At 43.5% G+C, this 20,993-nt stretch carries 18 protein-coding genes; 6 read left to right on the forward strand and 12 right to left on the reverse strand.

Features of this window, described 5'->3' with window-relative positions; translation table 11 throughout:
* Nucleotides 1-184: 184 nt before the first annotated feature.
* From luxQ to R7E47_RS05030, 5 genes are all read right to left on the reverse strand, one after another.
* A complete protein-coding gene (gene luxQ, locus R7E47_RS05010) occupies nt 185-2,761 on the reverse strand; it encodes a quorum-sensing autoinducer 2 sensor kinase/phosphatase LuxQ (RefSeq protein WP_017635176.1) in 2,577 nt (858 codons plus the stop codon).
* Entirely contained in the window at nt 2,761-3,858 is a 1,098-nt protein-coding gene (locus R7E47_RS05015; protein ID WP_005385634.1) for an autoinducer 2-binding periplasmic protein LuxP, read from the reverse strand. The genes luxQ and R7E47_RS05015 overlap by 1 nt, the downstream gene beginning before the upstream one ends.
* Before the next feature lie 331 nt (nt 3,859-4,189).
* Nucleotides 4,190-4,507 (reverse strand): GIY-YIG nuclease family protein, encoded by a 318-nt coding sequence (locus tag R7E47_RS05020; RefSeq protein WP_053349265.1) that lies wholly within the window; start codon nt 4,505-4,507, stop codon nt 4,190-4,192.
* The gene (locus R7E47_RS05025; protein WP_054577764.1) at nt 4,504-5,154 is read right to left on the reverse strand and encodes a YceH family protein; all 651 of its coding nucleotides are present in this window, start codon (nt 5,152-5,154) and stop codon (nt 4,504-4,506) included. The genes R7E47_RS05020 and R7E47_RS05025 overlap by 4 nt, the downstream gene beginning before the upstream one ends.
* A 165-nt stretch (nt 5,155-5,319) precedes the next feature.
* Entirely contained in the window at nt 5,320-5,544 is a 225-nt protein-coding gene (locus R7E47_RS05030) for a hypothetical protein (RefSeq protein ID WP_005385630.1), read from the reverse strand.
* A 220-nt stretch (nt 5,545-5,764) separates the two neighbouring features.
* On the opposite strand from R7E47_RS05030, the gene R7E47_RS05035 reads away from it, so the two are divergent.
* A complete protein-coding gene (locus R7E47_RS05035; protein ID WP_005373603.1) occupies nt 5,765-6,079 on the forward strand; it encodes a DUF496 family protein in 315 nt (104 codons plus the stop codon).
* A 121-nt stretch (nt 6,080-6,200) separates the two neighbouring features.
* Entirely contained in the window at nt 6,201-7,544 is a 1,344-nt protein-coding gene (locus R7E47_RS05040; protein ID WP_025767935.1) for an MATE family efflux transporter, read from the forward strand.
* Between the two features lie 68 nt (nt 7,545-7,612).
* Here the strand turns inward: R7E47_RS05040 and R7E47_RS05045 are convergent, their stop codons facing one another.
* Nucleotides 7,613-10,249, reverse strand: coding sequence for an ATP-binding protein (locus R7E47_RS05045; protein ID WP_318083906.1), 2,637 nt, complete (start codon nt 10,247-10,249; stop codon nt 7,613-7,615).
* Between the two features lie 615 nt (nt 10,250-10,864).
* Here R7E47_RS05045 and R7E47_RS05050 point away from each other — a divergent pair.
* Nucleotides 10,865-12,298, forward strand: coding sequence for a glyceraldehyde-3-phosphate dehydrogenase (locus R7E47_RS05050; RefSeq protein WP_025767937.1), 1,434 nt, complete (start codon nt 10,865-10,867; stop codon nt 12,296-12,298).
* Between the two features lie 240 nt (nt 12,299-12,538).
* Complete coding sequence (locus tag R7E47_RS05055; protein WP_005373607.1) at nt 12,539-12,760, forward strand: hypothetical protein; 222 nt, start codon at nt 12,539-12,541, stop codon at nt 12,758-12,760.
* Between the two features lie 142 nt (nt 12,761-12,902).
* Here the strand turns inward: R7E47_RS05055 and R7E47_RS05060 are convergent, their stop codons facing one another.
* From R7E47_RS05060 to R7E47_RS05070, 3 genes are all read right to left on the reverse strand, one after another.
* Nucleotides 12,903-13,517, reverse strand: coding sequence for a LysE family translocator (locus R7E47_RS05060; RefSeq protein ID WP_005373611.1), 615 nt, complete (start codon nt 13,515-13,517; stop codon nt 12,903-12,905).
* A 109-nt stretch (nt 13,518-13,626) separates the two neighbouring features.
* Nucleotides 13,627-14,541 carry a LysR family transcriptional regulator gene (locus R7E47_RS05065; protein ID WP_318083908.1) on the reverse strand — a complete coding sequence of 305 codons (915 nt, stop codon included), beginning with the start codon at nt 14,539-14,541 and terminating at the stop codon, nt 13,627-13,629.
* 40 nt (nt 14,542-14,581) lie between these two features.
* Complete coding sequence (locus R7E47_RS05070) at nt 14,582-15,037, reverse strand: Lrp/AsnC family transcriptional regulator (protein WP_005373615.1); 456 nt, start codon at nt 15,035-15,037, stop codon at nt 14,582-14,584.
* A 327-nt stretch (nt 15,038-15,364) separates the two neighbouring features.
* On the opposite strand from R7E47_RS05070, the gene yjeH reads away from it, so the two are divergent.
* Nucleotides 15,365-16,627, forward strand: a complete 1,263-nt coding sequence (yjeH, locus tag R7E47_RS05075; RefSeq protein ID WP_005373616.1) for an L-methionine/branched-chain amino acid transporter — start codon at nt 15,365-15,367, stop codon at nt 16,625-16,627.
* Here yjeH and R7E47_RS05080 read toward each other — a convergent pair whose 3' ends face one another.
* Complete coding sequence (locus R7E47_RS05080; protein WP_318083910.1) at nt 16,628-18,073, reverse strand: PLP-dependent aminotransferase family protein; 1,446 nt, start codon at nt 18,071-18,073, stop codon at nt 16,628-16,630.
* Nucleotides 18,074-18,173: 100 nt separating this feature from the next.
* Here R7E47_RS05080 and R7E47_RS05085 point away from each other — a divergent pair, with 100 nt between their 5' ends.
* Complete coding sequence (locus R7E47_RS05085) at nt 18,174-18,830, forward strand: pyridoxamine 5'-phosphate oxidase family protein (protein ID WP_005385609.1); 657 nt, start codon at nt 18,174-18,176, stop codon at nt 18,828-18,830.
* On the opposite strand, the gene R7E47_RS05090 is transcribed toward R7E47_RS05085, so the two are convergent.
* Nucleotides 18,811-20,133, reverse strand: a complete 1,323-nt coding sequence (locus R7E47_RS05090) for an ATP-binding protein (RefSeq protein WP_005373622.1) — start codon at nt 20,131-20,133, stop codon at nt 18,811-18,813. The genes R7E47_RS05085 and R7E47_RS05090 overlap by 20 nt on opposite strands.
* A gap of 3 nt (nt 20,134-20,136) precedes the next feature.
* Nucleotides 20,137-20,829: a response regulator transcription factor gene (locus R7E47_RS05095; RefSeq protein ID WP_005373624.1), complete on the reverse strand. Its 693-nt coding sequence runs from the start codon at nt 20,827-20,829 to the stop codon at nt 20,137-20,139.
* Nucleotides 20,830-20,993 lie beyond the last annotated feature (164 nt).

Raw genomic sequence — 20,993 nt, forward strand, 5'->3', positions numbered from 1 at the left:
TCTAAGTAACACAACACTATGTTTGAACTTGAAATGCAGCGATGTACACAACAAACGTCGAGACCAATAAAGTCTGATTTGTATAAGAGTAAAAGGGTCAGATACAAAAAAGCACAACCCACAGTCATGGTGTTGTGCTTTTCAGATAATGAATAATTGGGTTATCTCGTAGTGAGCCAATTATTCATGTTCGCTCGACTAAGAACCGCTGTTTAAAATCCACAAATGCTTCATGGAGCGCATTTTCTTTAATCGGCTTGAGAAGCACGTAATTTGCACCCGATTCCATAAAGGCGTCACTGGTTTCTTTCGCGGTGTCAGCAGTACACGCATAAATTGGCGTGCCTAGTTTTAGCTTTTGTCGGATCTCTTTGGTCGTTTCAATTCCACCAAGATGCGGAAGTTGGTTGTCCATCAGTATCAAATCGTAAGTATGATCTTTTAAGAATTCCATTGCTTCTAACCCATCTTTCGCCCAATCAACCTGCATTTTGTACTTGTTACAAAACGCTTTTAGAATGAATGCGTTAGTATGGTTATCCTCTACCAACAACACTTTGAGACTCTCTGCAAATAGTTCACCTGGCTTAACTCGCAAACTCGAATCAAGAGGGGTGAGTACTCGCTCACGATCTTTCACTGGCATTGTAATGACAAAAGTCGTTCCTAAACCTTTCTGACTGCGGACTTGAACATCACCTTCCAGCATGTCGACAAGGCTCTTCACAATGGTCAGCCCTAAGCCACTACCACCGTATTCTCGAGTCGTTGTTGCTTCTTCTTGAACAAAAGGTTCGAACATTTGGTCGAGTTTGTCAGACTCGATGCCGATACCTGTATCCGTAATTTCCACGACCAGCACGCTATTGTCAGCACCATAGAACTGCTCCAGTTCCGCATGCAAGCGCACGCTACCCGAGGGCGTAAACTTCACAGAATTACTGACTAGGTTGAATAAAATTTGGTTCAGACGAACTTGGTCAGTAAAGATTTCAACATTGGGATCTATTTTGTTTTCAATGACAAGGTTGACGCCTTTACTTTCACAAATAGGACGATAAATGTTTTCTAACGTTCGAATTGTATCAGTGAAAGAAAACGGGTGCTTTTGGATATTAAACTTACCCTGCTCAATCTTCGAAAAGTCCAAAATATCATTCAAAACAGCAAGTAAGTGCTCACCACTATGCCGAAGTACGTCAATTTGGTTATTCTGCTCTTCTGTTTCCACAGAGTCTTTTAGCAATTGAGCAACCCCTAAAATTCCATTGATTGGCGTTCGGATCTCATGGCTCATTTTAGCCAGAAAGTCGGCACGGGCTTGAGCAGATTTTTCTGCTTCTTTGCGCGCCAAGTTACTCTGTTTTTCCGCCTCAATAAGCGTGGTTATATCCTGACCTTGAACAATAATACCGCTAATATCTCCATCAACTCGAATCGGCGATAAGTTCCAGCGATATACTTTGTCTCCAATTGGCACATTAACGCCTGTCAACGTAGCTCCCTGAGCCGCCATGCGAAGGTGTGGCATCAACTTTTCTTTGAAACCTTTGAACACTGGGTGCATGGTTTCAACATCGTTTTCCATGACTAACTCTTTGCGTGCTGCCGGATTGATTTGGACAAGTACACCCGATTCAGACCACACCATAATAGGTGATAACGCAAAGTTAAACAGGTCGCGGAAAGACCGCTTTTGTGCTTCAAGCTCTTCAAAAGTGTTTTCTAGTGTCGAACCAATATGATCGAATTCCTCAATATCTGACCCCTCAAAACGCTCAAATCCTTTTTCTTCACGAGCCGAGCGGGTATATGCCATCAGGGATCCTAACTCTTCAACTACACGATTCTCGATCCATTCTTTAGTCATTAGCGCAATCATGACCATACCGATAACTGAGGCTAGCATTGCTAGCAGGTGTTGGATTTGCAATGTCACCACGCTCTGATTGTCTTGCACAGTAAGCAAGCACAAGTCAGTCTCGGCGGCATTTACCTCAATAGGGGTTTTGATGATCAATAATTGGTCAAGCTTGTGCTGGGACTCTCGTCGTTTGAGTACGTCAAATATTTGATAAGCCTCATCTCCTACTAATGAACTTGCCAATGGTGTGTTGTTAGCGACCAACACAACATTGTCGACGTTGCCTTCATTTTTTAACCTTTCCATCAACCCAAAGTTATTATCTAAAACAACAACATTGTAAGAGTACCCCATCACTTCACCGGTTTTAGGTTGTAAAACGGGTACGCGACGAAGTAACAGATGGCGAGTTCCCATCGGGGTCTGTGAGGGTAGATAATACCAGTTGTTGCTAAAGGTCACTTGACTGGCAAGTCGGCTAAGTATCAGGTTGTTGATGCCATAGAAATGCGCGTTGCCATCGTCCCAAATAATACCTTGATGATCGGTTAGGAAACGAAACTCCGGTGTATGGGAAGGATCACTCTGGTCAATACTCATGAAAAAGTAATTGAGTGCCTCTTCATCACGTTCTGTATAAAAATCCAATACAACATCACTTTTCGAATTGCTGTTGTGATGAATCTGAATCGCTGCAAAATGGCTATCAAAAATGTTCAGGATCAGGGCAGAGGTCTGCTGCTTGGTTCGGTCGACTTCCTGCCAAATAATCTGCTTCGAGAAGTAATAACTCTGAACAAAGATGCCTAGAATGATCGGAGCAAGTACGAGAATAATTATTTTGGTAATAAGCGTCGACAGTGAGCGACGCTTTCTTGTTTTTGATGTAGTTGTCATCAATTATCTGAGTATCTAAATGCACGTTTTCTTAATGCTTCAATTCTTTCTGGAGAGTCCGATTTGGTAACGACTTCAAAATCACCAGAGTAAACGGTGGGAACTGGCTTTCCTTCTAAATCCCACTTAATGGCCTCAGCCATTGCAATACCTGTATCATCGTTCATACGCATAACGGTAACGTCTAACTCCCCTTTAGAAAGCGCCTCTAACTCTGCTGAACCGCCGCCCCAACCATTGATCATGACATCATCACGACCTAACTCTTTAAGAGCGTCAACAGCACCTAATGCTACATCGGTAGAACACGCGTAAATGAAGTCAACGTCCGGATACTTCTCCAAACTGGCTTTTGCAGCTTCATACCCAGATTGCTTTGTTGCTTTGGTGTAGTAAGCAGATTGTAGTTCAAATTGATTATCGCGGTTCACTTGGTTGATAAAAGTGTTGCCTCTGATGTCACTAATGTAGCCCTCTGAGAAGTAGAGAACACTATAGTGGCTATGTTTAGGGAAACGCTTGCCAAACTCAACGGCCAATTCACGACTTCCTTCTGCGTGGTCGAAACCAACATAAAGAAACGGCTGATGATGTTCCCAATCCCTAACAGGTGTGGTGATATTTTGTAAAATTAACTTAGTTTTCTTTGAATCTAAGACATGCTCAACAAACTTACGATGTCTTGTGGTATCTAGAGTAAAGATCAAGTAATCGGAGTTGCTTTTCAGCGCCTCCATTAAAGACAAACTTTGCTGCTTTATATCTGCATTAGGACGAGTAAACACTTGATTTAGTTGATAGTCGATATCAAGCTTATCTAGGCGTTTTTCAAACGCATCGATGTTTCGAATCCAATAATCAGAGATCTGCTGCCCTGGATAAACAACAGAAATTTTCAGTGGACGCTTTTTGTCTTTTGCTACGGGTACAGGGGTTTCTCTTACCACTTCAGCCAACGCACTAGTTAACTGCTTCTGTTGTGGAAACTGGTCTAAAAACTCTTGATATGCCCAATACCCATTAAGAACTTGGGTGGCCTGCACATTCGGCGCAAAAGCGGCCATTGAAATCAGGGAGAATACTAACGCTTTTTTCATCTACTGCTCTTTTAGCTTTTTTATGAGCCTAATTCAGCTCTATTCATTACCTAGCCGAGTCATCCTATACTCTTGTAATCTACCTTCCTCTTAGTGCCTGTTTCAATAGTAAATTAGTTCTTGGTCTGAGTGGATGCAAATGAAAGTACATTGAGTCGCTTCCTTTGTCTCGATAACGTAGAGACATTTCGCGCTTTTCATATTCAGGCCCTTTAAACAGAACACCAGCCCATTATGCGTCAGTTTATTCCTACATGGTACTCCAAAAACAAAAAGAAACCGCCAATGTGACATAGGCGGTTTCCGTGTATCTTTGCGTAGCAAGGGCTTATCAGAGTGCCACTATCTCTAACATCATTTGTTGATGTTCGTCGACGACAATATTTGCTTTTGACATAACGAGCAGCTCTTTTTTCGCTTTAGTTAGTTGCTTAATATAGTACTCTGCTCGCATGGCAAGCGTCTTTGACTCAAAATCCGATGACCATTCCAATATCAAAGGGCCTTTTCCCTTCAAAGCTTTAGCTCCTTTTCCGGTTTGGTGCTGATTGAATCTTCGTTCAACATCATTGGTAACACCACAATACAACGCGTTGCGGTTATTTCGTATCAGGTAGACACTCCAACGCTGCGTTGTATTTTCCATCATGAAAGCAGTAACTCAACCTTAGCTTTTAATTCATCCAGCTCTTCTTTAAGCTGAGCGACTTCGAGCTCTAGCTGACTTACTCGATCGGAGCTCGAGCTTGCAGCAGACACAGGCGCTGCAAGTTCGGACGCATCAACATCACCACAGAACAAATGCATATAACGCGACTCCCGCTTACCAGCCTCACGTGGTAATTTGACCACTAATGGTCCTTTCTCTTCACTTGCTAAATGCTCAAGAACCGTTTCCACTTCTTTTACATCATGAAATGTCGCGAGACGATTAGTACGAGTACGAATTTCCCCAGGCGTTTGAGCACCGCGCAAAAGCATACAGCATACAATGCCCTTCTCCTGCTCTGTCAGCTTTAAATCACCAAATTCCGTATTACAGAAACGGTGTTGATACTTGCTGACGCGGCTGTTGAACGCACTTTCGTCACTGACGAGCCTGCGCTCAATAAGAGCATCAACGGCATCGAGTACGTCTGACTCTGAGAGTGACATCACGGGATCACGGTTGCTTTTTTGATTACACGCGTTGGTTAATGCGTTCAGGCTGAGGGGGTAAAGATCTGGGGTAGTGACTTCTTTTTCGATCAAGCAACCAATAACTCGTGCTTCAATTGCCGTTAGCTCAACTTTCATAATGCATTTCCTTATTATTTTTGCATTTGACTTTGTACCTAAATCGCTTCGAAATCATACGCCATAAATTCACACAGCAGTGCAAGAAGCGTTAGCGGTTCAGGTGTTGGTGTCAGGCTAAAGCATAGCGTAAGACCTGACACCCCTTACGAATAGGGTCAGGTATCAATGCTCCGAGAGAATCGGCACTCTCGTCAAATTGCCATCTTGGTCGACCATCATTATTTTTGAACGATTAAGCTCAACTTCGATGATTTCGAGTTGCTCGCGAGCGTTGATATACGCCGTTTTTAACTTTTCAGCCACAGAGCGAGTGACTTGCTCATTATCTTGACTATTTACTTGCTCCGCAGTGTTACCAGAGTCCATATCAAGTTCATCATTTTGCATTCAATGGTGTTGATAATATAGTGAAGGCCACGTTATGACAATGAATCGATGGATTCTACGATGTTGGCCAAAACTCGAAGAAAGCAGCACGATTATATGGACACAGCGCAATTGGTTGAGAAATGTTCAACTCTGCATTGCTATTGATCTAAAGACTGTTATGCCACTGGATGTTGTGCTTTAATCGAGGAAGATATTCATAAAATTAGGAAAGAGAACTATGAGTAGCGTATTTGAAATCGTTAACCAAGCTCGTCGTAAAAACAAACTAAAACGTGAGCTTCTTGATAACGAGAAGAAAGTTCGTGATAACCGCAAACGTGTTGATCTTCTAGAAAACCTTCTAGACTACATCAAACCAGAAATGACTCACGATGAAATCGTCGCAATCATCAAAAATATGAAAGCAGACTATGAAGATCGTGTTGATGACCACATCATTAAAAGCGCTGAGATCTCTAAAGCACGTCGCGACATCAGCCGTCGCATTCGTGAGCTGACTGAAGAAGACAAGCAAACTAGCGGCAAAAAATAAACGCGTAAGCTAGATTTTCGAACCCCGAGCAAGAATATCTTCCTCGGGGTTTATTTTTGTCTCTAAACTAACCGCCGTGTACAATCAATCTAACTCTTATTCCTAACGCATTCAGCTTTCTATGTCTTCAACTACGACAAGTACACAACCAACGCTTGCAAAACAATTATTTACGATGACCTGGCCAATGCTATTTGGCGTTCTGTCTTTAATGAGCTTTCAGCTTGTGGATAGCGCGTTTATCGGTCAGCTCGGCGTTTTACCGTTAGCCGCTCAAGGTTTCACTCTGCCTTTGCAAATGGTCATTATCGGTATTCAAGTTGGTTTAGGGATCGCAACGACAGCGGTCATTTCTAAAGCTCTTGGGGCGAATGAAAGTCGGTATGCCAAACAACTTGGCGGATTGGTATTGATGATCGGCTCAATTGGTGTCGCTATTTTTGGCGGGCTAATTTGGCTTTTGCGCTACCCCATTTTAGCTCTATTAAGCGCTCCAGAATCTGTTATGCCGATAATCGACAGTTACTGGCCTTGGTGGTTATTAAGCTCATGGACTGGTGCGGTTTTGTATTTTTATTACAGTATCTGCCGAGCTAATGGCAATACAATGTTACCTGGCACAATGATGATGATAACCAGCGGCGTGAACCTTGTACTCGATCCGCTATTTATTTTCACGTTTGACTTGGGTATTAACGGAGCGGCAATAGCAACCATCGTTGCTTTTGGGTTTGGTATTTTAGTCGTCGCTCCTCGCGTGAAAAAGAATCACTGGGCAACGACACAATGGCAAGATCTTAACGTAGCCAAAAGTGTTGCATCTATCGGTAACATTATGGGCCCTGCGATGATTAGCCAACTGCTGCCACCGTTGTCTTCCATGCTAGCAACAAAATTATTGGCAAGCTTTGGAACCGCAGCAGTCGCCGCTTGGGCGCTTGGTTCACGCTATGAGTTCTTTGCTATCGTTTCGGTCTTGGCGCTGACAATGTCTATGCCTCCAATGGTTGGACGCTTACTTGGAGCAAAGAACTATGAAGATATCCAAAGGCTCGTCAGTATTGCCGTAAAATTCATTCTAGGTTTCCAACTTTTGATTGCTGCCATTACATTTGCCGTCGCAAACCCACTCGCATTATTGATGACAAGTGATGTGCAAGTGGAGCAAGTCTTGGAAATGCATTTACTGATAGTGCCGATCAGTTTGGGTTCATTAGGGGTTTGTATGCTAATGGTTTCTCTTTGTAATGCATTAGGCAAATCTTACACCGCGCTCACCATTTCAGCGCTGCGCTTGTTTGTCTTTTTCCTACCGTGCTTGTGGGTTGGCGCTCAAATGGATGGAATCCGAGGTTTACTCTTAGGCGCTTGTATCGGCAACCTGTTAGCTGGTGTTTCCGCATACCTAACCTATCGCCAAACCATACGCAAACTCGCAGGCGCGCAAGCCAACGCACAACAATGAATAATCAGAACTAAGCCCCTGAAGTGGGGCTTTATCGTTTTGACGCCTTGTCTAAGTTGAAATGTTAGCTAGGCGAGTTTTAATTCACTAAAGAGCTCAAATAACTGGTTCGATTTATACGGCTTAGGTAAATAAGCATCCATGCCTGCCGCAAAACAGTTGTGGATGTCTTCTTCCAAAACACTCGCAGTGAGTGCGATAATCATCGTTTTTTCACGTCCTGCTTTCTTTTCCCAACGACGAATTTCTTTCGTCGCGGTCAGTCCATCCATCACGGGCATCATGCAGTCCATTAAAATTGCATCGAATTCTTCTCCCTTTGTGATGGCTTCTAACGCTTCTTGACCGTTGCTTGTTATCAAATAGTCATAACCTGCTTTATCCAGAAAGAAACTCGCTATTTTCTGGTTCATCAAGTTATCCTCCGCAATTAAGATCCTCCGATGAGAGCGCGACGCTCGATATTCAGAGCTGACAACATTATTGGTGACATTGTCACTTGATATGGTCTTTTCAACCTTAGCTAAATCATCAATGACATGCTTAAATCGATTGCCAAGGAAAGGTAATGTGAGTACGGCATGTACTTTTTCTGCATTTTCGTAGGGAGTGGATAAATGATGCTGGCAAATAATCACACGGCGAAGATCGTAATTAAATGATAGATTATCCAAGATTTCATCGGTATTAGCGTCGTTACTGTGGCACAGAAATATGACATCAAAGTCATCATTTATCGCTTGCACTTCATTCACATTATTAACACCAAAGAGATTGATTTTCGCTAAGCGACACTCTTTTAATACTTGGTCGGCGTAGTCGTAATTTGAGCAGATCAAAAGCCCTTTATTAATCATCTCCGAACGCCAGCCAAACACCGGAGTTGCTTCAACCTCAATCGAGAATTCAAAGCATGTGCCCACTCCTTTTGTAGATGTTGCTACGAGCTTGCCCCCCATCATCGACACAAGCTGACAACAAATTGCCAAACCCAACCCTGTGCCGCCAAATTGCCTCGACACTCCTTCATCTTCCTGAGTAAAGGGTTCAAAAATCGTGGTTAACTTATCTTGATCAATGCCTATTCCGGTATCTTCTACTTTAAACGTCAGCACTCCACGTTCTTTCTCAAGTAATTCCTCATAACTAACATCAACGCATACATGCCCACTTTCGGTAAACTTAACCGCATTCGATACCAGATTCGTAACTACCTGTTTGACACGATGATCATCGACCATCACGCGAATGGGGATATTTTCAGCTAAATTAATACCTAACTTTAGCTGTTTAGATGTTGCTTTGGATTGGAATAAAATCACCGACTGATACACGACTTCTCGGATATCCGCTTCTACTAGTGACAGCTCCAATCGTCCAGACTCGATTTTAGAGAGATCCAATATATCGTTAAGTAAAGTAAGCAGTGTTTGAGATGAGGAGTCAATGTCATCAACAACTTCTTGTTGATGCGAAGACAACTCACTTTGAGAGAGTATTTCTGTCATGCCCATGATCCCGTTAAGGGGCGTGCGTATTTCATGTGACATGTTGGCAAGAAACACAGATTTTGCACGATTAGCCGATACTGCTGACTCTTTTGCATGCAGTATTTCTTCAGTTTGTCTCTGCATTTCTTCAACCACTCGATTCACTTGCTGAGCAAAAATGGTCAGTTCATCACTTCCATCAACTTTGACTTTTGTTTGCTTCTCTTCGGAGTTGATCAACGCGTTTAAAGTATGAATGATCGCATCGAGTTTGCTGTTAACTCGGAACCAAGTACTAAATCCGAGCCAACAAAGCAGGATAACCACTAAGGCAACGCCAAAACTGATCATCGCTATATTGGCCTTTTGTTCATGAACCTGCGTGAGAAGCGACTGCTCAGTTTGTTTGGTGAACCCATCAATGAGCACTTGTAAGCGCTGCACACGAAAATCGAGTTCTTTTAAATACGCGGCGTAGTCACTTTGTGACATGTCTCCTGACATTAATTGTCCGCGAGACGCCAAGTTTCTCTGATATCTCGGCGAAGTAAACAAGCCAAGCAATTTATCCACTTGCTCGTATGACCCACCTAAGTTTAAAAACGCATCCAAATTTTGCTGCTGTCGGTCAATCGCCTGATAAAACATGCTTTGACTTAGCCGACTCTTAGGGTCTTGGACTAAACGGTTCGTCAGCCAAGCTTCTTTCTGTGTCCAAAAAGAGAGCTGAGCAAGGTAGGCAATAAAATTTTGCATGCGAATGCCATCGTCGCTGCCATACCATTGATGATTTTGCAACAAAGAGCGCGACATATTTTGGAGCTGTTTAAATGCCCAATCACCCAGATCGTTCATCTCACTCAATCTACCTGACAATACCCCCAGCATGGCTTCTTTCAGTTCATCAGCATACTCAGCAGTATTAGGGTTACTCACAAACTTTTGATGCAAAGAAGAAATAACTTCACCTTGTTCTTCAATATTAATGGCTGCAGAGACTTGAAGATCAGGCTGTCGGCGTACTTTCTCTATGGAGTAAATAAAGTGGGAGGCCTTGGATATCAATTGGAAACCTTGAATATTGCTAACCGTTTGATTGAGACGGCTCACGCGCAACGCATTATCAGAAAACTGCTGAACTGCAAATACCACTATTACCACAGCGGGTAATAGTGCGAGGAGTGCTAAGCGTGTTTTTATTGATAATCTCAACATCCATCAGCCTAATGGTTGATTTCATCCGTTTATTTAATATTAGACTAGTTTCTAGCATTGAAAGGCATATACGACATTGTTACTTTCAAACAACATTCACCTACCTAGATTATGGTTATTGTGAGTGTTTTATCATCGGCTAATGAAGTGACAATTGTGATTCAAGTCATATTTTTTGATCTTAAAGTTGGATGCAAACAATAAAGTTTCACTCACAACTAAGAGTCGCATCACTTTTCAGGAAATCATCTATTGTATGTTTACCTATTGAGTTGCCTTGTCGAGTTAAATCACACAAAAATGCAAAATATCCATTTTTGTCAACAAAACTAATTTGAAAGCAAACGTTATCATCGCAAAAAAAGTAAGTTACTTTCTAAATGTCAATACGTGAAAACCACTGCTTTAGTCACATTAATCCACCACTAACGTCCCCTTAAGTAGTGTTTTACACTGGATTTAATTTTCCTAGCAGAATAAGGACTCCGACCTTAGAATCCGCACACATAACTATTACAACCCGATTACATAACCCACCACACTCTTGCACGCTGCCGAAGAGGCAACAGCAGAGAGTATGGTTAGCCCCCAAAACGTGAAAGGTCTAATACAACAATGAGTCCAGAGAAATATCTCCAAGACTGGCAAACTAGCCAAACGATTGCTGAATCTATTTCCCCTCTAATTGGTAAGCTATATCGTCAAAAAGGAATCGAAGTGGTTCTGTTTGGTAAAACGCTTATTAATGCTACTACTATAGACATTCTCAAAACTCATCGCGTTGCAAGACGTTATACCGGTAACCCACTTTCGCTTGAGCACACGATGCCTATTATTCAAGCGCTTTGTGAAATGAGCATTTCTTCATGCCGTGTCGATGTTGGCCAATTGGCAACTATGTACTGGAATGAACATGACGATACAAGCTCTCTAAACGATTTCCTTATCACTGCACTTGATGGCGCTCGCGACGCAGATTCTTCATTGAAAGCGCGTGATGTGGTTCTTTACGGGTTCGGTCGCATTGGTCGACTACTTACTCGCCTTCTCATTGAGAAAAGTGGTCCAGGTTACCCACTAAGACTACGTGCGATTGTGGTTCGTGGCGGTAAAAAAGGCGATTTGGAGAAGCGTGCTAGCTTGTTGCGTCGTGACTCAGTTCACGGTCAGTTCAACGGTAGCATTGTTATCGATGAAGAGCGTAAAGCACTGATCGTTAACGGCAACTACATCCAAATCATCTACGCAAATAATCCAAGCGAAGTGGATTACTCAGCTTTCGGTATCAATAACGCGCTAGTTGTTGATAACACAGGTGTTTGGCGTGATTCTGAGGGTCTGAGCCAGCACTTAGCGTGTAAAGGCGCAGAGAAAGTACTGCTAACAGCACCAGGTAAAGGTGACATCAAAAACGTTGTATTCGGTGTAAATGAGTCGGTAATTAAAGAAGATGACACCATCATCTCTGCGGCAAGCTGTACAACAAATGCAATCACGCCAGTCCTTAAGGCTCTGAACGATAAATATGGTGTTCTTTCTGGCCATATTGAAACCGTGCATTCATACACAAACGACCAAAATTTGATCGACAACTTCCACTCTGGTGACCGTCGCGGACGTAGTGCTTCACTAAACATGGTTCTGACTTCAACAGGTGCGGCAAAGGCAGTTGCTAAAGCATTGCCAGAGCTTGCAGGCAAGCTAACAGGCAACGCGATTCGCGTACCGACACCAAACGTTTCTATGGCAGTCGCTAATCTAAACTTAGGTGAAGACGTAGACCGTGATTCACTGAACGATTACTTGCGTGAAATGGCGTTGAACTCTGAGCTTTCGGCACAGATTGACTACACCGATTCAACAGAAATTGTATCAACTGACTTAGTTGGTTCTCGTCATGCAGGCGTCGTAGATGGTCAAGCGACTATCGCACAGGACAAGCGTTGTGTACTTTACATCTGGTACGACAACGAATTCGGTTACAGCTGCCAAGTTGTGCACTGTATGGAACAAATGATGGGTGTTCGTTACCAAACATTCCCTCGATAGGTGAACTTTGCTCCACAACGTTAACCACATAGCGTAGCGGACAATATCTCATATTTGTTCTAAATAATAAGCGCCATGCGCATTACTAATATTTTTCCCCGTTTATACGCCTGATCACCCTCAGGCGTTTTTTCGTTTCATTCATTTGACACTCTCCGGACAAAGTGAACGTCAGCATTCATGTTTTGTTCATGTTCACAGCATTAATCTGAGCACATAAATTACAGAGAGGTCATGATTATGAATCGGATTATTGTAACTGCACTAGCACTGATTACCGGCTTTTTTACGTTAGTATTTAGCTTGATCATTGCGATTCCGTTGACCATCGCAGCATTAATTACCGGTAAACGTATTGAAAAGCGCGTCAAGAAAATGCAGAGAGAAATGCACGAAGAGTATGAGTTTAATACAGGTAAAGCAGATGCGATTGAAGGTGAATTTGAAGAGGTTCGCCGGTAAGTAAATAAGATTTAGATGAGTTTCTCTCCCCCGACCGCTCCTGAGAAACTTCTTGCTTTCACCCTGTCCTTAAAATGGCAGGGTGCTTTTTTGAAAAGCAGCCACACGGGTTGCTTTTAGTATTTCTGTCTTGCGAGCTTGTCTATACCGTTACGACCACTCTAAGAGCCAGCAGCATGAGTACTACCCCTGACAAACGATCAATCAACACTGCCTTAGAGCGAATTCTGTCAACGACTTTAGAGCTCGATAGCACTAGGGTAATAAAGGTGTACCAAAGCCCATCCACAACAAACGGCGTGGCAACAATGATCATCTGATTACTCAAATCATTACCGAGTGCGACAAACTGACTGAATAATGCGATAAAAAACAAAGCAATTTTGGGACTTAAAATCGAGATAAAAAAGCCTTCTCGCGCAGACTGGATTACCGTTGTTTCCTCACCTGACTCCAACTTCGCAGCCACACCACCTTTTGAACGCAAAGCATTAAACCCTAAATACGCAAGATATGCCGCACCCACAAGGCTAATCGTCTTGAACAGCATCGGGCTTTGCTGCAAAACAACAGCGAGCCCAATCAAGGTAATAAACGCATATATACCAATGCCAAACGCATGAGCCCAAGCCGTAGCTAATCCATTGATACGTCCACCAGCCAACGAGTGCTTAGCGACAATAGCTAAGCTGGGACCTGGTGACATAGCCCCTAATAAACACACGGTAAAAAGTGATAACCAAACTGTTAGTGTCATAAGAATCTCCCCTCTTTGAAGCTCACTCTATCAACGGAAGAGGTATAATTAGAAATCAAAGTTATTCATACTAATCATGACTTAAAGTCATAGCTAAACGGTGTACGTATTAGCGAATGGAATATTCAGAGATTTGCATTACTGAGCGAATCTCTTCTCGCACCCATTTATGCGCAGGATCCGTGTCGTATTTGGGGTGCCACATTAACCAATATTGATGAATAGGTGTTTCGAGTGGTAATGCTTTATGGGTTAAGTCCCAATGCTTAGCGAGGTTAACGGCAATATGTTGAGGAGCCACCATCAGGTGCTCACTTGCAACTAAGCGATTGATCGCAGCAGAGAAGAATGGAACCTTAAAGGTAACGTGGCGGGTGTGCCCTAGCTCTTTCAATGCTAAATCAGTGTAGGAATCTTTGTCTCCGCCGCCAGTCACTTTGATGTGTGAATATGAAATCAAGTCTTCAATACTGATCTGGTCCTGCTTTGCTAACGGATGAGAAGATTTCATCAAACAAACTGATGAATCCTCACCAATTTTAACGCTCGACACACTCTGTGGTTTTTCTGGATACATAGAAGACGCGATATGGATGCCCGTCTCATGAAGTTTATCAAGAAAGTTGGGTTGCCACAGTCGGTACGCCATATCTAACTGTGGCGCTTGTTCACCCAAGTGAGAGGCAATATCGGGCAATACGTATTGCGCCACGTAGTCACTAGAAGCAATAACAAGCTCACCTTGCCACTGCCGCGGCTCAAAAGGTTGGTCATCGAGTAAATGGTCAAACTCAGCCAGTAATGCATCAAGCTTTGATTTTAACGCTATTGCTCGTGGCGTTGGTATCAGTTGATTACCTTGACGAATAAGCAGTGGGTCACCACACAGATCGCGCAATTGTGCAAGCTGTCGACTGACGGCAGACTGCGTAATGTGCAAACGGTCTGCGGTCCGGCTGACATGACACTCCTCTAAAAGTACATGCAAGGATCTAAGTAGATTCAAATTAATGTTGTTTAACATATTCGCTCAGAAGGGTTTTCAACATGGCATCCATTCATGGTCACTTCACAAACAGGTTCCCAGTCGTGTTAAAGAATTCAGCTAAGACGGTATGAGTCATCAGGTTTCGAAGCTCTGGATATCGTTGAATTTGATCTCTGATTTCGTTCAAGCGAGCCATCGTAGGCACTTCGACAAAAACCATCATGTCCGTCTCACCGCTGATCGCATGACACCATTTTACGCCATCAATTTTGTATAACTCGTCCGCGTATGATTCGCAATAATACGTAGAGGTTGATTTATCGAACTTTAAGGCAAAATAGGCGCAAATCGAATCCCCACCCGAAGGTGCAATTTCAGCGTGATACCCTAGAATCACTTTGTCATGCTCTAGCTTACGAATACGGGCCGTTACCGCAGAACGAGAAAGGTTTACTTTATCCGCAATTTCAGTCACCGACAGCCGAGCGTTGTGCCTGAGCAGATCCACAATCTTATGATCAAACTTGTCCATACCGTTACCAAGCTTTCCTTATTTTTCTCATTCTATACCGATTCTAACTGCATAAGAAACCAACATTTTGTTGGAATTATTTAAAACAACCGTCATATTGACGGTTTAGTAAATCATTTTGTTATTAACATTTTGGATATGCTATTTGGCGGGCATGAGATGAGTGCTGTTATCCATTTCAACAGAAAATAGATAACACATTGAAATCAAATTCCCAACTTAAGTGCTCAGCACATAAATAGCATCGCTTAAACACATAAAACGAAATAACCAGAAGCCACAAGCTTTTTCGTAATAAACCTCATAACATTGGATGAATCAATTCGCATGGAAGAGCTCAAAAAAGACATTTCACTCACATCAGGTATCGCACAGTTATCCACCACATTAATGGGAACGGGGCTGTTTATGATCCCGGCTATCGCAGCAGGTATAGCTGGCCATTTTTCACTATGGGCTTGGATTTTATTGTTCATCGCGATTTGTCCTATTGCGCTGACTTTTGCTCAACTGGGTAAACGATACCCCAACGCGGGCGGAACAGCCTTTTTTGTACGCAAAGCCTTTAACGCCAAACTGGAAAGTAGTGTCGCTTGGCTATTTGTTAGTGTCATTCCGGTAGGGGTTCCGGCCGCGATTGCACTCGCCGCAGGCTTCCTACAACAAATATTGCCAGAGCCTATTAGCAACAATCTGTTTGCACAAGTTCTCACGGTAGTACTTCTTGTGTTCGTCAACTTGATGGGCACAAAATCATCAGGTCATTTACAAACTCTTATTGCTTTGAGTGTCTTCGCACTTGTTGGCGCATTTTTATGGAAAGGCGACGTTAACAACGCCGATCTTGTGATGCCCGCCATCACACAAGAGTCAATTTGGCCTATTACCGCAGCGTTAGGCGTGATGTTCTGGTGTTTTGTTGGCATAGAGGCTTTTGCCCATATGGGGGAAGAGTTCAAAAACCCTCAAAGAGATTTCCCTATTGCCATTGTGGTCGGTTGTTTTGTAGCAGGGGCTACCTATTGGGCATGCTCTGTCGTTATTTTAAAATTTGGCGCGTATGGTAACGCTCAATTTGATAACGCATCCATCCCCTGGCTTAGTGCCCAACTACTAGGCGATGGAGCCAAATGGATAATCAGCTTGATAGGTTTCTCCGCTTGTTTCGCGAGCGTTAACTTATACACACAGAGCCTAGCGCGAATGGTCTGGGCTCAAGCTCGTGAACATCGTCCTTCTAGTCCACTAGCCAAGATTTCACGTCGTGGTGTCCCTTTCTCAGCCACCATATTAGTTGGCGGCATATTATTGATATCTTGTGTGATAGGAACCCTATCACAGCTCGATCTGGAGTTTTTCCTAAAACTCGCAAACAGTGTATTCGTTCTGGTTTACATGTTGGCGATGTTAGCCGCTTTCAAATTGCTTCGAGGATTTGGTAAAACACTTGCGGGACTGTCCCTACTGCTTTGTACCGGTGTTTTTATATGTTTAGGCTGGTCAATGTTTTATGCACTTGGCATTTTTACTCTACTTTTACTGCCTTGGAAACAGTGGCGACATAAGCGACAAACACGTGTAGTTGAATAGTCATCGCTTCCCATTTCGAAATATGTGAGCTAAACGTTGGATACCAGCGTCTATGTTCTCTAACGCGATATTGCCGTAACCAAGCACGGCACCATGCCAGTGACGTGCTTGAAAATCTGGGTGTTCATAATAGCTCAAAGGTCGCAAGATGATCCCTTCATGCTCTGCTAGTTTCGTAAAACGCTGCTCATCCATACCGTCTTGCCATTTCAACGTAATATGAAGCCCCGCCGCTTGGCTAACGACGCAAACACGGTCGCCAAAATGCTGTTGAATGGATAAATGCATCTGTTCATGCTTAGTTTTGTACAGTCGACGCATTTTTCGAATATGACGTAATAACCCACCTTCAGTAATAAAATCTGCCAATGCTTCTTGTGTATGCGTCGGCGAATCACCACTTAACGCATCCTTAACCACCAAACATTGCTCTACTAAACGTTCAGGAGCTACAAGGTAGCCAAGCCGCAATCCGTTAAACATCACTTTACTGAAGGAACCCACATACAACACACGCTCATCTCGACCCATTTGAGCCGCTAGCCCCTGTAAGCTGGTATAGGGACGATGAGCAAACTGGAATTCGCTGTCATAATCGTCTTCGATGATCCAACGTGACTGTTCGACTGCCCAGTTGATGATCTTCCCTCTTTGCTCAGTATTGAGTGTGGTGCCCATCGGATATTGATTGCTTGGGGTGATATACAGGGCATCGGCATCGCTTGTGGTCACCGCTTCCACATCAAAACCTAATGTCTCTCTTACGAACAAAGGCTCAAATTGATAGTTTTGGAACTGAATCAACTTCCGCATTTGCGCGTAACCTGGTTGCTCCATCAGAACCTTATCACCTTGTTTGAGCACTACCATCGTCGCAATCGACAACGCTTGCTGCGCCCCAGAGGTAATAATAATGCGCTCTGGAGAACAATTCACTGAACGGCTAGATGCAAGGTAGTCAGCTAAAGCACAGCGTAATGTCCAACTGCCCTGAATATCTTGATTCCCCAACAAGCAAGTACGAGACATATGGCGAGTGAGTAACTTTTGCCATTGCGCCATCGGAAATGCGTCCAAATCCGGCACACCCGGTGCAAATGCGCGGTTGATATCAAAGTGAGCTTTCGGTGATGAGTCTCTCTGAACTGAACTAGGTTCAGGCAAGTACTGCTCTGGCAGTTCTACGGCAACATAAAAACCAGAACCTTTTTGGCTGTTCAAGTACCCTTCCGCCACTAACTGTTCGTAGGCAGAAATCACTGTATTCCTACTTAGATTAAGCTCTTGTGAAAGCTTCCGCGTAGAAGGCAGCTTCCCATTCTTCATCCACAGTCCTTGAACAATTTTCTTGCGAATAGCAAAAAACAACGCTTGCTGACGCGTTCCATCACTGTCTTTTAAATGCAGGTCACCGATATCAATCAAAGACAAACTGGATCCATCCATTAGTTAAAAGTGGCTCTCTTTAAGCTACCAGTTAAACGCTACATTGCAATCAAAGAATGAGGATCAATCGCTCGTAATCGTGAGCAAACAAGGAGAGAAAATGCTATCCAACACCAATAGAACGGAAATTAAGAAAGGCGCACATAAAGCCGTCTCTGATGTTAGCAAACTGCACGCCATCATAGATGAAAGCCTAATCGCTCATATTGCGATAACCAACGAGTCAGGCCCTGTGGTCATCCCTATGCTGGCATGGCGTGTCGATGATTACGTGTATATCCATGGTGCCAACAACAGTCGACTGTTACGCTCACTCAAACAAGGAGTGCAAACGTGCTTAACCTTTACTTTGTTTGATGGTTGGGTATTGGCTCGAAGTGCGTTTCACCACAGTGCGCATTATCGCAGTGCTGTGGTCTTTGGCCAGTTTGAGGTGGTGGAAGATAACCAAGAGAAAGACAGGTTGCTGAATCACTTTATTGAACAGATCGCTCCGGGGAGAACAGAACAAGTCCGTTTGAGTAATGAAAAAGAACTCAAAGCCACCATGCTACTGCGTATCCCGCTCACGGAGGCATCAGTGAAAATCAGCAATTTTGGCGTCAACGACGATGCGGAAGACATGGACATCCCTGTTTGGGCAGGTGTCCTACCCTACCGAACCGTCGTAGGTCCACTGCAAGCTTGTGACGATTTGTATGAAGGTATCGCAGAGCCAGACTACCGCAGTGCCTACTCTAACCGTTGGCAGGAATAAGCACCGTAAAACGTGCGCCGCCTAAGTGACTCTCGCCGACAGAAAGCTCCCACCCCAGTTGCCGCGCTGCACTGGTAGCGATGGCAAGCCCTAAACCAAAGCCTTTCATGTCGGCGTTGCGGCTTTTGTCTAAGCGCGAAAATGGCATAAATACTTCTTCTCGCATCGCCTCAGGGATGCCCGGACCATCGTCCTCAATATCGATGCTCCAGCAATCCGCTACCGTTCGAATCGTCACCTCAACGCAGGACTCACCATAACGCTTGGCGTTTTGCAGTAAATTATCGAGGACAAGGTTACCCAAAGTAGGCTGAAAGTGAATCAATTGGTTCGCGAGTTTATTTTCTGCTCTCAACATGGCGGACTCTAAGCCTAGGTAATTCATGCGGCTTTTACACCAAAGTGGCAGTTCCATGGTTTCAACAGAATCGATCCATGAGTGGTTTTTCACACTCAAGCGAGACAGCATGACAATGTCGGACGTTAAATCCGTCACGACATCAACGTATCGTTCAATATCGTCATGTAACTCTGCCTGCATTTCACCACTCGTGCGTCGAGCTAAATCCGTCGCTAGCTGAATACGACTCAGCGGAGTGCGCACTTCATGAGGAATAGCTTGAGTAAAGATGTGTGTTTGGCGCACTCGTCTCTCAATCTCTTCAGACATGCAGTTGAAGCCTTGGGCGAGCTCTTTCACGGGTTGCGAAAATTGCTTTAGCTCGACTCGCGTATTCAACTCACCAGAACCAAATTGTTGTTGCGCAGCCGTTAGTTGCCGAATTTGGCGGTCAAGACGTCGTACAGGTATGTAAACCATAATGCCTAAACTGCATACAACAACCAAAAGTAGAGTAAGTATAAATACAATCTCAGAATCTTCATTCCAATCAACGTGTGGGCTAAAGAAATCCGTTTTTTCTTTGAAAACTAAACTCTTCGAAGTGTTAGGCAAAGGGAATACCGCAGCATAGGTACTGCCATCAATAAGATAAACAGGTATCCCTTGCATACGGTACAGCAGATTACAATCTCGACAAGGCGGTGATCCGTCCCAGTTTTCAACCAATGTTAAATCAAAGATAAAGAAATCTTGCTTGCCGTTTTCGGTTAACTTCTTGTAGAGAGAATCCGGAGTGCCTCGTTGCTCAATGTATTGATCGACAAAATAAGCACCGTCACTCAAAAAAACACCGACTTCTGTTTTGCGCATGTACTCTTCCCCCATAAAGAGAAACAAAGCAACAGTCAGCGCAAGGCCAGTTACTAACCCCACATATAGACGAGTAAACAGGGAAAACATGCGTCATTTACCTGTCAGCATGTAGCCGTGGTGACGTATGGTTTTAATGGTAGCCGTATGGATATGAGCCTTAGAGAATTTCTTCCTTAGTGAGGATATACGCATATCAATCGAACGATCAGTAATACAGTATTCAATGCCTCGGGCAAGACGGCAACATGATTCACGAGATACTGGCTTATCGACATTCAGCATCAGGAGCTCTAAAATTTCAAACTCAGAACTCGTTAAACCAATATCTTTTTGCAAATAAAATGCTTGGGAGCGACGAAGACAAAGACTAATGCCATATCGGCTCAGCTTTTCTTCTTCAACGATATCAACTTGACGACAATAGCGACGCAACGCTGCTTCAATACGGGCGAGCAAAATATTACCTTTTATCGGTTTGGTAAGGTAATCATCAGCACCGAACTTAAATAAGCTCACCTCGCTCATTTCATCATCGGTCGCAGTCAAAACAATGATAATACCATGATAAAACTTACGCGCCTCTTGGCATATTTCTGCGCCATTTTTTCCTGGTAACATCAAATCTAACAGCACTAGGTCCGGCTTGAGCCCCTTAATCGTTTCTAATGCATTTTGACCGTTATCGATGACAGTTACCGTATACCCTTCGGCTTCGAGGTACATTTTGGTTAATCGAGCAATCTCTGAGTCGTCTTCTACCAGTAAGATTGTATTACCCACCATGAATCATTTACTCCACCAATATGATGGAGGGAGTATATCGCTCGCCCTATACTGCGCAACCCACTTAAATGACAATTTTAATAAAAAGCAGGCTTACATACGCTTACAAACCATACATATACGATAATCCTAATCATTCTATACCCCTAAAACCATGCAATAAC

This window comes from Vibrio sp. Vb1026, from assembly GCF_033338745.1.
In the GTDB taxonomy this organism is placed as follows: Bacteria; Pseudomonadota; Gammaproteobacteria; order Enterobacterales; family Vibrionaceae; genus Vibrio; species Vibrio alginolyticus.

Bases quoted from the DNA above. Each gene is read 5' to 3' on its own strand.
- R7E47_RS05020 (WP_053349265.1), bottom strand. From the start codon at position 4,507: ATGATGGAAAATACAACGCAGCGTTGGAGTGTCTACCTGATACGAAAT.
- R7E47_RS05095 (WP_005373624.1), bottom strand. From the start codon at position 20,829: ATGGTGGGTAATACAATCTTACTGGTAGAAGACGACTCAGAGATTGCT.
- R7E47_RS05090 (WP_005373622.1), bottom strand. From the start codon at position 20,133: ATGTTTTCCCTGTTTACTCGTCTATATGTGGGGTTAGTAACTGGCCTT.
- R7E47_RS05080 (WP_318083910.1), bottom strand. From the start codon at position 18,073: ATGGATGGATCCAGTTTGTCTTTGATTGATATCGGTGACCTGCATTTA.
- R7E47_RS05085 (WP_005385609.1), top strand. From the start codon at position 18,174: ATGCTATCCAACACCAATAGAACGGAAATTAAGAAAGGCGCACATAAA.
- R7E47_RS05070 (WP_005373615.1), bottom strand. From the start codon at position 15,037: ATGGACAAGTTTGATCATAAGATTGTGGATCTGCTCAGGCACAACGCT.
- R7E47_RS05065 (WP_318083908.1), bottom strand. From the start codon at position 14,541: ATGTTAAACAACATTAATTTGAATCTACTTAGATCCTTGCATGTACTT.
- R7E47_RS05015 (WP_005385634.1), bottom strand. From the start codon at position 3,858: ATGAAAAAAGCGTTAGTATTCTCCCTGATTTCAATGGCCGCTTTTGCG.
- R7E47_RS05030 (WP_005385630.1), bottom strand. From the start codon at position 5,544: ATGCAAAATGATGAACTTGATATGGACTCTGGTAACACTGCGGAGCAA.
- R7E47_RS05060 (WP_005373611.1), bottom strand. From the start codon at position 13,517: ATGACACTAACAGTTTGGTTATCACTTTTTACCGTGTGTTTATTAGGG.
- R7E47_RS05050 (WP_025767937.1), top strand. From the start codon at position 10,865: ATGAGTCCAGAGAAATATCTCCAAGACTGGCAAACTAGCCAAACGATT.
- yjeH (WP_005373616.1), top strand. From the start codon at position 15,365: ATGGAAGAGCTCAAAAAAGACATTTCACTCACATCAGGTATCGCACAG.
- luxQ (WP_017635176.1), bottom strand. From the start codon at position 2,761: ATGACAACTACATCAAAAACAAGAAAGCGTCGCTCACTGTCGACGCTT.
- R7E47_RS05035 (WP_005373603.1), top strand. From the start codon at position 5,765: ATGAGTAGCGTATTTGAAATCGTTAACCAAGCTCGTCGTAAAAACAAA.
- R7E47_RS05025 (WP_054577764.1), bottom strand. From the start codon at position 5,154: ATGAAAGTTGAGCTAACGGCAATTGAAGCACGAGTTATTGGTTGCTTG.
- R7E47_RS05045 (WP_318083906.1), bottom strand. From the start codon at position 10,249: ATGTTGAGATTATCAATAAAAACACGCTTAGCACTCCTCGCACTATTA.
- R7E47_RS05040 (WP_025767935.1), top strand. From the start codon at position 6,201: ATGTCTTCAACTACGACAAGTACACAACCAACGCTTGCAAAACAATTA.
- R7E47_RS05055 (WP_005373607.1), top strand. From the start codon at position 12,539: ATGAATCGGATTATTGTAACTGCACTAGCACTGATTACCGGCTTTTTT.